Origin of the sequence: Phaeobacter sp. BS52, from assembly GCF_045040595.1 — a bacterium.
Classification (GTDB): Bacteria; Pseudomonadota; Alphaproteobacteria; order Rhodobacterales; family Rhodobacteraceae; genus Phaeobacter; species Phaeobacter piscinae.
In genome coordinates this window covers 2617728-2632483 of record NZ_CP090662.1, presented here as the reverse complement: position 1 = coordinate 2632483, position 14756 = coordinate 2617728, and the positions used below count along the sequence as shown (strand labels likewise).

Below are 14756 nucleotides of genomic sequence, written 5' to 3'. Positions count from 1 at the left end.
CGCGCTAACGTTGGCCGCGCAAGCGGCCGACCACGCCACTGGGGAAGAAATAGACGCTGAGAATGAACAGCACACCAAGCCACAGGAGCCACCTGTCCGGGCTGAGCAGTTCGGGCAGCAGAGGCAGTCCTTCGGTCATGCTGGAGAGAACGCCCATCAGGTTTTGCAGATAGTTCTGTGCCAGCACGAACAGGGTCGCGCCGATGACCGCGCCGTAGATGGTGCCCATGCCGCCAATGACGACCATCAGCAGAATGTCGATCATAATTGTCATCGACAGGGTGGTGTCCGGCCCTACATAGCGCAGCCAGATCGCGTAGAGAGATCCCGACAACGCGGCGATCGCAGCTGAGAGGCAGGTGGCGGTGACGCGATAGTAGACTACACGGTAGCCAATCGCCTCCGCTCTGAAATCATTCTCCCGGATCGCCTGCAGTACGCGGCCAAACGGCGAATTCACAACCCGCAACAGAGCCAGGAACAGCAGCGCGCTGCCGCCGAAAATCAGGTAGTAGGTCAGCAATTTTCCGTTCAGTTTGACCCCGAACAATGCGCCGTCAAACGTCTCTTTGCCGAATTTGAACGCAGGCCCCAATTCGCGTGGGGTCTTGAAGGTCAGCCCATCTTCGCCTCCTGTGAGTCCTGAAAGCTGGCTGACCAGAACCGCCACGGCTGAGGCAACAGCCAGCGTGATCATGGCAAAGAAGATCGCTCGGACCCGCAGGGAAAATAACCCGATCAGCAGCGCCAGAACCGCAGCGAGCGCCGCCCCCGTGATAGACCCGATTGCCAACGCGTCAAAGCCACGCCCCATATGGGTTGAGGTGAGAGCGACCCCATAGGCGCCCATGCCGAAGAACATCGTATGCGCAAAGCTGACGATACCGCCGTACCCCAGCAAGAGATCGTAGCTCGCCACCAGCACGATAAAAATACAGATGCGCGCGGCTGTGTCGACGGTGCGAACGCCGGGAAACAAAAAGGGCGCGAAGGCCAGACAGATCAGGATAACCGCAAGCAGCAGGGCCAGAATGCGGGAACGCGGCAGATCGCCAGAGAGAAGGGTACGGATCATTTTGCCTTTACCACCGGGATCATGCCCATCGGCCGCCACATCAGGATGGCCACCATCAAGGCGATATTGGAAACAAGGGCCAGTTTCGGCTCTACGAAGGCGATGTAATTCTGCAGCAGCCCGACCAGCAGCGCGCCGATGAAGCAGCCCTCAACCGACCCCAGCCCGCCGATGATCACCACAATGAAGATCAGGATCATCGCCTGATTGCCCATATGGGCGGTGATCACCTCCTGATAGAGGCCCCACATAACGCCCCCAAGTCCGGCCAATGCCGATCCGGCGATGAACACACCGATAAAAACCAGCCTCAGCCGGTATCCCAGCGCCGCGACCATCTCCCCGTTCTGTACACCGGCCCGGACGATCAGGCCGATCTTGGTGCGGCGCAGGACAAACCGCATGGCGGCAAAGACAGCCAACCCAACGCCGACTGTGACCAGCCGGTATTTCTCAATCGCGGCATCGCCGAAGGTGAGCGCGCCTTTTAGTGCTTCGGGGCGGGTGAAGTAGATTTCCTCTGGCCCCCACAGGACAATGATCAGCTGCTCTGCAATGATCAGCCCCCCCATGGTGACAAGGATCTGACTGAGGTGGTTGCCGTAGACAGGTTTGACAATCACCCGTTCGAAAGCCCAGCCCATGACGGCGGTTGCAGCCATTGCGGCAAGAACCGCAGCCAGGATTGCCAGCAGATTCAGCCCCAGCGAGGGGGCATTGGTCAGATGACCCAGTGTCAGCAGGACGGAGATCCCGATGAAGGCTCCAACCGAGACAAAGGCGCCGTGACCGAAGTTAATAACGTCCATCAGGCCGAACACCAAGGTGAGCCCTGACGCCATCAGGAAGATCATCATCCCCATGGCCAGACCGGACACGGTCAGGGTCAGCCAGCTGGCCGGGTTCTGCACCGCGATCAGACCGGCGATTGCCAAGACCGGAACCAGCATAAGCGGCGCATAAGGCGCCAGCCTGTCGGCCACCGAAGACCGAGCCATTGTTGGGCTGTGTTCAGGGGCTGTGCTCATCGGGTTATCTCCTGTCCGATGCAGCCATTGCGGGATATGTATCGACCGTCAGACATCATTCACTTCGCTTCCATGCTGAGGCCCATCAGCCGTTCCTGTAGGGTGGGATCGTCGACCAGTTCGGCCATCTCTCCGGACCAGATCACGCGGCCGTCGTCCATCACGTTGGCGGTATCGCCAAGTGCCTTTGCGACGGCGAAATTCTGTTCGACCATCAGGATTGAGGCTCCCTGATCCTTTAGATCCTTGAGCGCGCGGGCCATCGTGGAAATGATCGCAGGGGCCAACCCCTTGGTTGGTTCGTCAATCAGGTAGAGCTTGCGCTCTTCGATCATGGCGCGGGCAATCGATAGCATCTGTTTCTGCCCACCGGATAGATTGCCTGCTTCGGAGGTCCAGAATGTCTTCAGCGGCGGAAAAGCTTGAAAGATCCAGTCCAGACGCGCGGGATCAATGGGGCCGGAGACAGCGGCCAGCACCATGTTCTCCTCCACGGTCAGATCTGCAAAAATGCCCATGTCTTCGGGGACGAATCCCAGGCCTGAGCGCGCTATGTTGGCGGTGGGGATCCGAGTGATGTCATCGCCGTCAAAGAGGATACGCCCGCGATGAGCCCGCCAATGCCCGATCACGCTGCGCAGGGTGGTGGTTTTACCGACGCCGTTGCGCCCCAGCAGCATGGTAACGCCGCCGCGCGGGACGTTGAGATCGACGCCCTGAAGAATATGGTACTGCGCAATATTCGTATAGATCCCTTCAATCCGAAGGATGGGATCGCCGATGGTCTCAGTGTGAGGGAGATCAGACATGATCCAGTACTCCCTCAAGTCCGCGCCCCATATAGGCCTCTTGCACGATGTCCGAGGCCATCACCTCGGCCGGGGCACCATCTGCCGCCAGCGCGCCATTGTGCAGAACGATAATGCGGTCGGCGAGCGTTCGGATCACATCCATCTTGTGCTCCACCAATAGGACAGTGCGGTCGCTCTGCGCTTTCAGATCCGCGATGAGGTCCAGCACAACCGGGGCCTCATCGACGCTCATCCCGGCGGTTGGTTCGTCAAACATGTAGATCAGCGGGTCGAGGGCAATCAGCAGAGCGACTTCCAGCTTGCGCTGATTGCCGTGGGACAGCTCTGAGACGATCTGGTTACGCTCCTCCAGAAGGCGCACACGGGCTAGGATATCTTCGGCCTGATCAATAAGGTCGGCGTGGCCTGTTACCATGGACCAAAGGTTGAATCCGCGCCCGGCTTTGGCCTGAACCACCAGGCGGACATTTTCCAGAACGGTCAGATCGGGAAACAAGTTGGTCATCTGAAAAGCGCGTCCGATACCAGCCTTCGTGCGGGCTGAGACGGATGCGGAGCTGATGTCCTGACCGTTCAGCGTGACGCGTCCGGCGCTGGCAGGGATCTGCCCGGAAATCAGATTGAAATAGGTGGTCTTCCCAGCGCCGTTGGGACCGACGATGGCGGTCAGTTCACCGGCGTGAAAGGCACAAGTAACGGCATCGACAGCCACGTGCCCACCAAAGCGTACAGTCAGATCATCGGTGGTCAGAAGGGGGGCGGTCATGAACGGATCCGTGTGGAGTAGGATTGAATCGCGGTTATCCGCTTCGCATCAGGTCCGGCACCACATGCGCCGGACCTGAGAGAAGGGTACGATCAGTTGCGCACCGGGATCGGCAGATCGTCGATGCTCAGCTCGCGAACCAGCCCGGGGATCGCCCATTCGACATCATCTTCGACGCGTAGTTTGAAGTGATACATCGGCTGTAGCGCCTGATGATCTTCAGCCCGGAATTGCATGGTGCCCTTCGGGGTTTCCCACTCCATGCCTTCCATTGCGGTGATCAGCGCTTCGGTGTCGGTAGACCCGGCTTTCTTGATGGCTTCCACAGCCGCGATTCCTGCGGCCATGCCGCCTGCGGTAAAGAAATCCGGGGGGCTGTCAAACCGCTCAAAATGGGTTTTGACGAGCCAGTCGTTCACAGGATTGTCAGGCAGCTCATAGTAGTAGTACGTGCCGCCTTCCATGCCCGCGAAATCCTTGAACCCCTTGAGAGCGGCAAGGATATTGCCGACACCGGCAAATTCGATCCCGAACCGGCTGGGATCCATGGCGTTGATTTTGGCCCAGGGGTTGCCGCCACCGGCCCAGATGATGAAGAGCTTCTTTTCGCCTTCGAGATCTTTCATCGCGTTGAAGATCCGTTCCCCGGCCGCGGTAAAGTCGGTGGTGTCGGTCGGTGCGAATTCTTCGTGGACGATCTCGTGACCCTGCGCGGCAAGGGCTTCGCGGAATGCGGCGATGCCGTCGCGACCAAAGGCGTAGTCCTGGGCCAGCGTTGCGATATGCACGTTGTCCCCAGCCAAAGCGATGGCGCTGGCTACGGCATCCTGAGAGGAGTTGCGAGAGGTCCGGAAAATATAGCGGTTCCAGTTCGACCCGGTAATGGAGTCAGCAACCGCTGCGGCTCTACAATCAGCAATTTTTCGTATTCCTCGGCGACCGGTAGCATCGCCAGCGCAACGCCGGAGCTGACCGGCCCGATGGCCAGATCGACCTCATCGTCGCCATAGGCCTCCTCAAGCAGGGCCTTACCATTCTCGGGCTTCAGCTGCGTGTCTTTTTCGATCACCACGATCTTCTCGCCGTTCACCTCCATGGTGCCGTCGGTGGCGTATTCCAGCCCCAGCATCAGACCGTCGTGTGACTGTTTGGCGTAGGCTTCAAACGGGCCGGTTTTGCCATAGACATGGGCGATTTTAATATCAGCAAAGGCGGCGGTGGCCATAGCTGACGTCAGCATCAGTGCGGAGACCATCCCCGCAGCAAATGTGCGTTTCATCCTGTAACTCCCTCGTGGCGCGCCAAGCTATCTGGCGCGGTCTCGCTCCTGTCGTGGCAGGCTAGCGGCGGGGTGTCAAACCGGTCAATTGCGCGAAAATACGTATTTTCTCACGCGGTTTTCTCTCTTGGGGTGCCGGTGGCTACTTCGATGTCCAGTTCGTGGCGAGGGCGCGCGCGCTCTGCGCCAGCAGCATAACGTCAATCCCGACGGCGAGAAACTGCGCTCCCATGTCGAAATAGGCCTGTGTGGCCTCGGGTGAGGTGCCCAATATGCCCGGCGCCTTGCCTGCGGCCTTGATCCGCGCCAGCGCGTTGGCAATCACGGCACGCACCTCCGGGTGGGCCGAATTGCCCTGATGTCCCATATCCGTGGAGAGGTCGGCGGGCCCGATGAAGATACCATCAATACCCGGCACCGCCAGAATGTCGTCGAGATTTTCGATGCCTTTACGGTTTTCGACCTGCAACAGCAGGCAGATCTGCTGATCTGCGGTTTGAATATAGTCGCTGGTCGTTCCGAACAGCGTCGCCCGCGCTGCTGTCGCGCCGACCCCACGGGTGCCATGTGGCGGGTACTGGCAGGCGCGTACAAGTTCGCGGGCCTGATCTGCGTCCTCCACGATGGGGACCAGAACGGTTTGCGCACCGGCGTCCAGCACCTGTTTGATGATCCATGTCTCCCCCACCGGCACGCGCACCACCGGATGGCTGGCCGATGCTGCCAGTGCCATCAACTGATCCCGAATGGAGCGGATGTCATTGGGGGCATGTTCGCCGTCGATCACCAGCCAGTCAAAGCCACAGGTCCCCATGATTTCGGCGACGGCTGCTTCGCCAAAACTCATCCAGCAGCCGATTTGACGATCCCCGTTGGCCAGCGCCTGTTTGAAGGTGTTTTTGTGTGCGGGCATAGAAACTCTCCGGTCTGGATTGGGCGCGATCGCTTGTGTTTGTTCGGAGCGGTCACGACTGAGGAAAAAAGGTATCGCCCCGCGCCGCAGCTTGTCCAGCGGCCACGCACCAGCCTCGGCGGAGCGGGTTGGTCGGTGCTATAGCGTTCGGGCGATTTCGGTGATGACATCATGTGCCATCATGACATCGGCTTCGGTTGTTTCAAATTGCCCTGCCTGAAAACGGATCACCAGTGCGCCATCGACGCGGGTCTGGGTCAGGTAAATGCGGCCATCGTCGTTGATCGCATTCACCAACCGCAGATTCAGATCATCCAGATCCTTGGCTCCATCGGGTTGATACCGAAAGGACCAGAGAGACCACATTGGCGGCGTTACGATCTCGAAATCAGGCTCTAACTGGAGCCGATCATGCAATTGCTGTGACCATGTCACATGGTTGCGCAACCGTTGGCGCAGCCCTTCCAGACCGTAGGTCCGGATCAGAAACCAGATTTTGAGCGCACGGAAACGGCGGCCCAGGGGCACCGACCATTCAGAGTAGTTGATGATGCTGTCTTTGCCATGGGTTTTGAGATACTCGGGGCTTATGGCCAGCGTTCGGAGCAGATCGTCGGGATCTTTCAAGAAATGGGCAGAGCAATCAAATTGCACCCCCAGCCATTTGTGGGGGTTGAAAACGATGCTGTCTGCGCGCTCAATTCCGGGCCAGTAATGGCGGTATTCGGGGCAGATCATGGCGGAGCCAGCCCAGGCGGCATCCACATGGGTATAGAGACCATATTTTTCAGCAATATCGAGTATCTGATCGACCGGGTCGGTGGCGCCAACTCCCGTGCCACCAACACAGAGGATGACCCCGGCGGGCTGGTGGCCTAGAGCCGCGATGTCGGCCTCAATTGCTGCGGTCAGCGCGTCCGGGTCCATGCCGCGCCAGTCCCCTTTGATTGGAACACGGACAAGATTTTGCTGGCCGATACCGGCAACCCAGATGGCGCGATCGACGGAGGTGTGCACCTCCGAAGAGCAGTAGATGCGCAAAGTCTTCTGGGAAAATAGCCCCTGCTCATTGCCCTGCCAGTTTAGCGCCTTTTCCCGCATCGTGAGGACGGCTGCCAGGGTGGCGGAAGAGGCACTGTCCTGAATGACGCCCTGAAACTCTTCTGGCAGGTCAAGTGCCTGGCGCAGCCAGTCCATCATGCGGGTTTCCATTTCGGTCGCCGCAGGAGAGGTCTGCCAGAGCATGCATTGCGGCGCGATGGCAGAGGTGAGGAATTCCGCAAGCACCGATGGGGCAGCCGCATTGGAGGTGAAGTAGGCAAAGAACCGTGGATGCTGCCAATGGGTGATCCCGGGCATCACGACGGTTTCAAAATCGGCAAAGATGGTCTCCATGCCTTCGCCAGCTTCGGGCGGCGTGGCGGGAAGCGCATTCAGAACGTCACCGGGTTCGGTTCTGGCGCGCACCGGCCTGTCACCAACCGTCTGATGGTAGTGTTGGGTCCAGTCGGCAATCTTGCGCCCCCAATGGGAAAAATCAGTCCAGTTCATTGTGCCGTCCTTTGCGCTGAGAGGGGAAACCCATGAGACATTATGTGATTAACATGTGTATTAAAACCTGTCTACTTTGGGGAATTATATCAATAGATGCGATTGCTTGAGCGTCATTTCGCTCGTCTTTGCGGACGCCTCCCTGATCGTTCCGTTTTCAGAAGCACTCTCTTGCTTGGCGCTGACATTGAAGATTTGCCTTTGTGCGCCCGGGCGGCGATAATTGGCCATGACCAAGCAGTTACCAAGCACTGACCGATCTTTGCCCATCGCCCTGCTGCGCGCCCGCGAGCGTGTAATGGGCCCTATCCGAGCGCTGCTGAGCGACGCCGGTTTGACCGAACAGCAGTGGCGCGTGCTGCGTGTTGTTCAGGAAACCGGAGGGATCGACCCAACGCAGATTTCTGAACGGGCCTGCCTTCTGCTGCCAAGCCTGACACGCATCTTGCAGAAGCTTGAGGATAAGGGGCTGATCCAGCGTACGAAGGATCAGATAGATCGCCGCCGCCAGATTGTGAGCATCACATCGGCGGGGACACAGGTCATTGACGATAATCTGGATGCAAGCCTTGCCGTTATTGAGCGTACCCGTGCCCAAATGGGGGAGGATCGCTATGAGGCGTTGCTGGATTTGCTGAACGAGCTGCATCAACTGGACGAATAGGGGCCTGTTCTACTGCGGTGACAGCAGCATAATCTGGACATCGGCTACATTGGTGCCGGTTCCACCTGTTATCAGGAGATCGCCCGCCAGCTTCAACGCAGCGTTGCTGTCGTTGTTTCTGAGGAGGGCATCGGGATTGCCGCCGTTGTCACTGATCCGTTGCCAGGTACCACTGTCGACAATGCCGCCCGCCGCATCTGTCGGACCGTCACGACCATCCGTGCCTGCGGAGAGGAAGATCCACCGCTCTTTGAGGGCGCGACGCCCCAGGCGGGCCACGTGCAGAGTCAGCTCTTGATTCCGCCCACCACGCCCGCTGCCAGTCAGCTGCACTGTGGTTTCTCCGCCAAAAATCAGCGCAGTCGGGTGACCGGATTCGTATGCTTTGGTTGCCGAGAGAATGGTCGTGGCCGCCGCTTCAACATCTCCCGTAAGCGCATCGTTGATGATATGTGCGGCCCAGCCATCGCGCTTTGCCTGATCGCGCACGGCAATCAGGCTATGGCGGTTCGACCCGATTAGATGGGCTGACGCCACGCTGGAGTTCGCGGGGCATTGTTGCGGGTCTTCTGGTGTTGCCAGATGGGTTTGAACCGCGGGAGGCAGCCTGTCCCACAGGTTCTGGGACAGAAGAAAATCGCGCGCCATTGCCCGCGCGCCCAGCGGTGCCACTGTGGGGCCTGAGGCGATGGCTCTCAGATCATCGCCGATCACATCCGAGAGAATATAGCTGAACACCCGTGCAGGCTGCGCCGCGCGCAATAGGCCGCCGCCCTTCAGCTCCGACAGTTGCTGGCGGATCAGGTTCATCTGGGTGATGTCGACACCGGCCCCGAGCAGCAGATCCGTCACAGCGGTTTTGTCAGCCAGCGTGAGACCTCCCGCTGGCGCGACCGCCAGAGCGGAGCCGCCGCCCGATATCAGCGCGACGACCCTGTCCTTGGCGTTCAGATTGCTGAGTGCCGCGCGCAGGGTGGCCCCCGCAGCCAGGCTCATGTGGTTCGGAACAGGGTGACTGCCTGCCAACACCTCGACATCAGGGAGGTCCGCAACATTCTCTGGATTGGTCACAGCGATTGCGCGATCCGGGGGCGGCAGCATCTCTATCGCCTGACGCATCATGGGAACGGCGGCTTTCCCAAGGGCGGCAAGGATCAGGCGTCCCCCCGGTTGCGGCAGGGCCGGTGGGTGTTTTCGCAGGCTTTCGGCCAGTGCCATGGCGGGGTTGGCACGGGCAACAGCCGCCGCAAAGAGGGCGCGGGCAGTCCTGCGCAGATCAGCCATCTTGGTGGCCTGCAGCGAATGTCGGCCTATGGCGCAGCTGCCTGCGCGGCCCCTGTGGGGTGATGGTGTCCAGCGATAACGTATGATCCATGTTACGCATACGATGGCGCAACATCTGTCGCGTCAGCCGGGCCAGATCGCATTGATAGTCGGGGTGCTCTGCTACGTTAACGGCCTCGCCCAGATCATCGTGATCAAACAGCAGGGGCGGCAGGTCGGCTGCAAACTCCACCAGTGTGAATCGCGCATCGCGCAGGATCGCAAGGCAGGAACAGCTCGCATCCGTGCCCAGATGTTGCTGCCAGATGCTAGGGCGCTCAGGCTCGGCGAAATCCAACTCCGAATAGCTGTAGCTGCGCCAGTTGTCTGGAGTGTGTCCGGCAAGCAGCGGTAGCAGGGAGCGCCCGTCCATCGCGTTTGGAATAGGCTGGCCCACCCAGTCCAGAATGGTCGGTGCGAGGTCGATGGATTCGGTGATATCATGCACCACAGCGCCGGCGCGCGCTGCGTTGCCCGGTTGGCGAATGATCAGAGGCGTGTGATAGGCCGCCTCATAAACCGAGAATTTCCCCCAGCTGTGCCGATCGCCCAGCATTTCCCCATGATCTGCGCTGAGCACCACAAGCGTGTTCTCCAGCTGGCCGCTGTCGCGGAGGTACTCCATAACCCGACCGATATGGGCGTCGACCTCGCTGGCAAGACCCAGATAGATCGAGCGAAGCGTCTGGATTACCTCGTCGCTGGGCTCAAGATCGGGGAACCCCTCCACAAAGGACGCCGGGGAGGCGGCACGGGTGGCTGGATCAAAAAATGGATGAACCGCGCGCTCGTCCTCAACAGTGGCAAGACGGTGCGGAAGCGGCAGGGACGCGGGATCATACATCCGGTTGTAAGGGGCAGGCGCAACAAGCGGTGGATGCGGGCGTATATAGGTCAGATGCGCGAACCAACTCTGGTCGCGGTAGCCGGGCAGGGTTGCCAGAAATCGGTCGGTCAGGAATGCGGTATCACTGTCCTCAGCCCGATACGGGGCCGGATCGTTAAGACGCGGGGCATCCCCGGTTGGCGATACCGGTTTGTAGATGTCCCAGTAGCGGTCGAATGTGTAACCTTTGTTCAGAAGATGCGCGCGCCATGGGTGCGACATTTCCATCCGCATCTCCAACATCTCATGAAACCCGCTCATCGGGTATTCGTATGTTTGCATCGCCGGGTCGCTTGGGTGGTGAACGCGGGGATCGTGCGAGGTGTCGGTATATCCAAACAGCATCGGCAGATAACCTGCCTTGCGCATCTCCGAGGCGAGGTTCGGTGTGTCATGCCGCAAGGGGGTGCCATTGCGGACGGAGCGGTGGTTCATCGCATACTGGCCGGTCAGGATAGAGGCGCGCGACGGCCCGCAGGGGTTCACGACTGTGTAGTTCTTCTGAAAGGTGACGGCATCCCCCATCAGCGCCCGAAGATTGGGCAGCGCCACATGCTCCGCTAAGGCGCCAAACAGGCAGTCGGCCCGCATCTGATCAATCAGGATGAACAGGACATTCCTGCGCTGGTCTGAACATCGGCTCATAGAGATCTTCCTCGCGGCAATTGACGCCAGATAAGCCCGAAAGTGTCTTCGTGGCAAAGGGTTTTCGGGCTCAACACCGTCGAAATTGACCGCTAATGTGGGTTTTTGTGTTTTCCTGTTTGATTTTTTTGATTGAGCTGTGGTTCACTGCCCGGTAGATTCATCAGTCCTGTACAGAGGTTCCCGGGTGCCAGCAGACCAGAAAATGTCCCATCGCGAGCTTGAACTGCTAGAGGCCTTGCGCCGTCTGGGCGGTTCGGCGCGCAGTGGCGAACTGGCCAAGGTGCTGGGCGTTTCGGAAGAAACCGTGCGGCGCACGATCAAGGCACTGGCCAAGCAGGGGTTGGTACAGCGGGTCCATGGTGGCGCCTATCTGAGCGGGCCGGATACGGCGGATAGCTTTTATCGGCGGATCTCCAAATATACCGAAGAAAAGCAGAGCATCGCCGCCGGAGTTCTGCCGCAGATCACAGACGGGATGGCGATCTTTCTCGATGTGGGATCCACCACAGCGTTTGTCGCAAAGGAACTGCGTCGCCGCGCCAATCTGACAGTGGTGACCAATTCTATTGGCGTCGCGCAGACGCTGGCCAATCACAACGGCAACAGGGTGCATTTCCTCGGCGGGGAAATCCAAAGTAATGAACGTGGCACGTTTGGCCATGTTGCCGAACAGCAGGTACGTGCATTTGCATTGGACCTGGCGGTGTTGTCGGCTGATGCGTTTTCTGCCAAACACGGCGCCCTCTACCACAGTGCGACAGAGGCCCAGCTTGCGGCGGTGGTTGCGCAGGCCGCCGAACGGACGCTGTTGTTGCTGGCCCATCCGAAATTCGATGACATGGCGCCGCACCGGGGGCCGCAACCGGAGATGCTGGACCTGCTGATGACTGATGCCTTACCGGGCCGAAAGTACCGCCGTGCCTTGGAGACCTGGGGAATTGGCCTCGAACTGGCGCCGACGCGGGACGCTGACGCGGCGAGCGAGGTGAAGGCAAAGAAACGGGCCCCCTCGATGGAGTGAGCCGCGCGAACAGTTGCGCAGACGGAGTTCCGTTGAGCGCCAAGATAAAGATCGGCAGCCGTTAGAGACTGCCCGACAGAAGGAAAAGACACGAGCCTATGGCCATATTGAGCTTTCTTACCAGCCTCGCCGGTGCTGTCATGCTGCTGCTTTTTGCGGTGCGTATGGTGCGCACGGGCATCGAACGCAGCTATGGCGCCACGTTTCAGCGTCTCTTGACCGAACAGCGCAGCCTCGTGCAGGCCAGTTTCGTTGGTGTTGGCATGGCCATCGTGTTGCAAAGCTCGGCCGCGGTTGCCTTGTTGACGTCCGGGTTCGCGGCGGGAGGGATGCTGTCCTTTGCCTCCGGGTTGGCGATTGTGCTGGGCGGGGATCTGGGCTCCGCGTTGATCATTCAGCTTCTGTCGTTCCGTCTGGACTGGCTGGTGCCGGTGCTGCTGGCGGTTGGTGGCTATCTGTTCGTCAAGGTCGAGGCAAAAAAAGCCCGTCAGATGGGACGCATCCTGATGGGGATTGCGTTCATTTTGATTTCCTTGCGTTTCCTGCGTGAGGCGATGGACCCGATCCGGGAAAGCGCGTTTCTGCCCGCGATTGCAGAATACCTGGCGCGGGACTACATCACCGCGTTCCTTGTCGGGGCTGCACTCGCCTTTGTCATGCACTCCTCGGTGGCGGCTATTTTGATGTGTGTCACCTTGGTGCAGATTGATGCGATCCCCTTTGCGGCTGGCCTGTCTTTGGTGTTGGGTGCGAATTTCGGCTCTGCGTTCATTCCCGTTTGGCTGAGCCGCGGGATGCCAGCGTCGGGACGGCGAATACCGCTGGCCAATCTGGGGCTGCGCGGGAGCTGGGCTGTGCTGTGTCTGTTTGGTGTCAATATGGCGTTGCGAGCCGGTGCTCTGGGCGCACCTGAGGGCGGGCAGACGCTGGTCTATGCGCATTTGCTGTTCAACACATCGCTGCTGATTTTGGCGCTGCCGTTTTGCGGTATGTTGCACGGCGTTCTGACAGGTCTGGTGCCGGACCCGGCAACGCCGCAGGATACTGCGCATGGGATGCCTGTTAGTGTGCTGAATACGGACGACTATCGGCAGCCCAATCAGGCGATCAGCAGTCTCAAGCGGGAGTTGTTGCGAATGTCGGATCTGGTCAGCGCCATGTTCCGACCTGTTCCAGACCTCTACCAGCATGGTGATCGCACTCAGATCAGGGCGGTGCAGGCGTTGGACCGGGAGGTGAACAATTGCCTGTCAGGTATCCGGAGTTATGTGGCGGGCATGCCGAGCGAGGGGGTCGGCAAGGAAAACGCCAAAGTGGCCCGCGACTTGGTGGAATATGCCATCCGGCTGGAGACGGCCGGGGATGTAGTGGACGAACGTCTCGCCACCCTTGCCACGTCAATGCACAAGAAGGGCGTGCGGTTTTCGAAAGAAGGTTGGGCAGAGATCACCCGTATGCACGAGGTCATTGTCGCCAATATGCAGCTGGCCTCCAACGTGCTGATCTCGGACGATCTGGAAAGCGCGCGTCTGCTGAGCCTTGAGAAGACCGAGGTGAAGCGTATGGAACGCGACAGCCGCAAACGCCATCTGCGCAGACTCCAGAGAGGGGCTGCGGAGAGTTTCGAGAGTTCTGATATCCATCTTGAGACCCTGCGCGCACTGCGGGAATTCAACAGCCATATCGCTGCCATCGCCTATCCGATTCTCTATCGGAACGGGCAGTTGCTGGAAACGCGCTTGATACAAGACATGCCTGCCGAGGAAATGGACTGATGCCTCCCCGCAGCGACCTGCCAGATCTGAAAGCCTGACATGACTCCATTTGTGATCGCCATTATCCTGTCGGCTGCGCTGTTGCATGCGATCTGGAATGCCATTGTCAAAACCGCAACAGATCGGACCACGACATTGGGTTTGGTGGCGCTGGGTCATGTTCTTCCCGGGGCGGTCATGGTGGTGTCGCTGCCATTACCTGCAGTGGCGAGCCTGCCCTATATCGGCCTCTCGACCGTCGTGCATTTCGGGTATTTCTATATGCTGGGGCGTGCCTATCAGCATGGCGACCTGAGCGTGGTCTACCCGATCGCGCGCGGAATTGTGCCTGCATTGGTTTCGCTCTGGGCGATGATTTTCGTGGGGGAAATGCTGCCCTTACAGGCTTGGTTCGGGATTGCGCTTATTGCGGTGGGAATCCAACTCAGCAGTTGGAAAGCGCTGCGATCCGGTGTTGGGCGGGGCGCGCTATGGTACGCGCTGGGCACCGGGTTCTGCATTTCGGTATATTCGTTGGTTGATGGTGTCGGGGTGCGACTGTCACAGAATACCGTCAGCTACTGGGCTTGGGGTGCCTTTTTGCACATCTTTGTCGCGGTGTTTGTCATCCTGCGAAAGCGAGAGACCTTGCCGGGATTGCCGCTTAAAGTTTGGGCATTGGGAATTGCGGGCGGTCTGGTGTCGATGTGCGCCTATGGGTTGGTCTTGTTTGCGAAAAACTTTGCGCCGCTGGGCGCGGTCTCGGCCTTGCGCGAAACATCGGTCATCTTCGCCGCGCTGATTGGTTTCCTGATCCTGAAAGAGGGCAATTGGAAGCGCCGCCTCGGGGCGGCTGTCCTGATGGCGGTCGGGGTTGCGCTTATTGGCATGGCGGTTTGAGCAGCCCGGCGATTTTGTGAACGCTTCCACAGTGTTGCAGCGTTGACGTGAGGGGCCTTCGAGGCGCAGACTGATCCGTGTGAAACAACATGAGAGTCGGCATCATCATCGAAAAGCGGGTAACCGCTTTGGTCTG

At 59.4% G+C, this 14756-nt stretch carries 12 protein-coding genes and 1 pseudogene; 4 read left to right on the top strand and 9 right to left on the bottom strand.

Annotated elements, in window-relative coordinates; translation table 11 throughout:
- Window positions 1-4: 4 nt before the first annotated feature.
- The 7 genes and pseudogenes from L0Z65_RS12710 to L0Z65_RS12680 all read right to left on the bottom strand — a co-directional run bounded on the left by L0Z65_RS12710 (window position 5) and on the right by L0Z65_RS12680 (window position 7424).
- Entirely contained in the window at window positions 5-1075 is a 1071-nt protein-coding gene (locus tag L0Z65_RS12710; RefSeq protein WP_405108128.1) for a branched-chain amino acid ABC transporter permease, read from the bottom strand.
- Window positions 1072-2103: a branched-chain amino acid ABC transporter permease gene (locus L0Z65_RS12705; protein ID WP_040171613.1), complete on the bottom strand. Its 1032-nt coding sequence runs from the start codon at window positions 2101-2103 to the stop codon at window positions 1072-1074. The genes L0Z65_RS12710 and L0Z65_RS12705 overlap by 4 nt, the downstream gene beginning before the upstream one ends.
- Before the next feature lie 59 nt (window positions 2104-2162).
- On the bottom strand, window positions 2163-2912 hold the full coding sequence (locus L0Z65_RS12700; protein WP_405108125.1) for an ABC transporter ATP-binding protein: 750 nt from the start codon (window positions 2910-2912) through the stop codon (window positions 2163-2165).
- Window positions 2905-3681 (bottom strand): ABC transporter ATP-binding protein, encoded by a 777-nt coding sequence (locus L0Z65_RS12695; protein WP_405108122.1) that lies wholly within the window; start codon window positions 3679-3681, stop codon window positions 2905-2907. The genes L0Z65_RS12700 and L0Z65_RS12695 overlap by 8 nt, the downstream gene beginning before the upstream one ends.
- A 92-nt stretch (window positions 3682-3773) precedes the next feature.
- Window positions 3774-4960, bottom strand: a pseudogene (locus tag L0Z65_RS12690) (substrate-binding domain-containing protein).
- A 142-nt stretch (window positions 4961-5102) separates the two neighbouring features.
- Window positions 5103-5873 carry an HpcH/HpaI aldolase/citrate lyase family protein gene (locus tag L0Z65_RS12685; protein ID WP_405108119.1) on the bottom strand — a complete coding sequence of 257 codons (771 nt, stop codon included), beginning with the start codon at window positions 5871-5873 and terminating at the stop codon, window positions 5103-5105.
- A gap of 138 nt (window positions 5874-6011) precedes the next feature.
- Window positions 6012-7424, bottom strand: a complete 1413-nt coding sequence (locus L0Z65_RS12680; protein WP_405108116.1) for a pyridoxal phosphate-dependent decarboxylase family protein — start codon at window positions 7422-7424, stop codon at window positions 6012-6014.
- Window positions 7425-7653: 229 nt separating this feature from the next.
- Between L0Z65_RS12680 and hpaR the strand changes: the two genes are divergently transcribed.
- Window positions 7654-8088, top strand: a complete 435-nt coding sequence (hpaR, locus tag L0Z65_RS12675) for a homoprotocatechuate degradation operon regulator HpaR (RefSeq protein ID WP_096870384.1) — start codon at window positions 7654-7656, stop codon at window positions 8086-8088.
- 9 nt (window positions 8089-8097) lie between these two features.
- Here hpaR and L0Z65_RS12670 read toward each other — a convergent pair whose 3' ends face one another.
- Window positions 8098-9372, bottom strand: a complete 1275-nt coding sequence (locus tag L0Z65_RS12670) for a glycerate kinase (RefSeq protein ID WP_405108113.1) — start codon at window positions 9370-9372, stop codon at window positions 8098-8100.
- The gene (locus L0Z65_RS12665; RefSeq protein WP_405108110.1) at window positions 9365-10942 is read right to left on the bottom strand and encodes a sulfatase-like hydrolase/transferase; all 1578 of its coding nucleotides are present in this window, start codon (window positions 10940-10942) and stop codon (window positions 9365-9367) included. The genes L0Z65_RS12670 and L0Z65_RS12665 overlap by 8 nt, the downstream gene beginning before the upstream one ends.
- Before the next feature lie 205 nt (window positions 10943-11147).
- Between L0Z65_RS12665 and L0Z65_RS12660 the strand changes: the two genes are divergently transcribed.
- The 3 genes from L0Z65_RS12660 (at window position 11148) to L0Z65_RS12650 (ending at window position 14620) form a co-directional block, all read left to right on the top strand.
- Window positions 11148-11966, top strand: coding sequence for a DeoR/GlpR family DNA-binding transcription regulator (locus L0Z65_RS12660; RefSeq protein ID WP_405108107.1), 819 nt, complete (start codon window positions 11148-11150; stop codon window positions 11964-11966).
- 98 nt (window positions 11967-12064) lie between these two features.
- On the top strand, window positions 12065-13741 hold the full coding sequence (locus L0Z65_RS12655; RefSeq protein ID WP_405108104.1) for a Na/Pi cotransporter family protein: 1677 nt from the start codon (window positions 12065-12067) through the stop codon (window positions 13739-13741).
- 39 nt (window positions 13742-13780) lie between these two features.
- On the top strand, window positions 13781-14620 hold the full coding sequence (locus L0Z65_RS12650) for a DMT family transporter (RefSeq protein WP_040171594.1): 840 nt from the start codon (window positions 13781-13783) through the stop codon (window positions 14618-14620).
- The last annotated feature ends 136 nt before the right edge of the window (window positions 14621-14756 follow it).

Coding starts and splice junctions, on each gene's coding strand:
- L0Z65_RS12710 (WP_405108128.1), bottom strand. CDS start 1,075: ATGATCCGTACCCTTCTCTCTGGCGATCTGCCGCGTTCCCGCATTCTG.
- L0Z65_RS12705 (WP_040171613.1), bottom strand. CDS start 2,103: ATGAGCACAGCCCCTGAACACAGCCCAACAATGGCTCGGTCTTCGGTG.
- L0Z65_RS12700 (WP_405108125.1), bottom strand. CDS start 2,912: ATGTCTGATCTCCCTCACACTGAGACCATCGGCGATCCCATCCTTCGG.
- L0Z65_RS12695 (WP_405108122.1), bottom strand. CDS start 3,681: ATGACCGCCCCCCTTCTGACCACCGATGATCTGACTGTACGCTTTGGT.
- L0Z65_RS12685 (WP_405108119.1), bottom strand. CDS start 5,873: ATGCCCGCACACAAAAACACCTTCAAACAGGCGCTGGCCAACGGGGAT.
- L0Z65_RS12680 (WP_405108116.1), bottom strand. CDS start 7,424: ATGAACTGGACTGATTTTTCCCATTGGGGGCGCAAGATTGCCGACTGG.
- hpaR (WP_096870384.1), top strand. CDS start 7,654: ATGACCAAGCAGTTACCAAGCACTGACCGATCTTTGCCCATCGCCCTG.
- L0Z65_RS12670 (WP_405108113.1), bottom strand. CDS start 9,372: ATGGCTGATCTGCGCAGGACTGCCCGCGCCCTCTTTGCGGCGGCTGTT.
- L0Z65_RS12665 (WP_405108110.1), bottom strand. CDS start 10,942: ATGAGCCGATGTTCAGACCAGCGCAGGAATGTCCTGTTCATCCTGATT.
- L0Z65_RS12660 (WP_405108107.1), top strand. CDS start 11,148: ATGTCCCATCGCGAGCTTGAACTGCTAGAGGCCTTGCGCCGTCTGGGC.
- L0Z65_RS12655 (WP_405108104.1), top strand. CDS start 12,065: ATGGCCATATTGAGCTTTCTTACCAGCCTCGCCGGTGCTGTCATGCTG.
- L0Z65_RS12650 (WP_040171594.1), top strand. CDS start 13,781: ATGACTCCATTTGTGATCGCCATTATCCTGTCGGCTGCGCTGTTGCAT.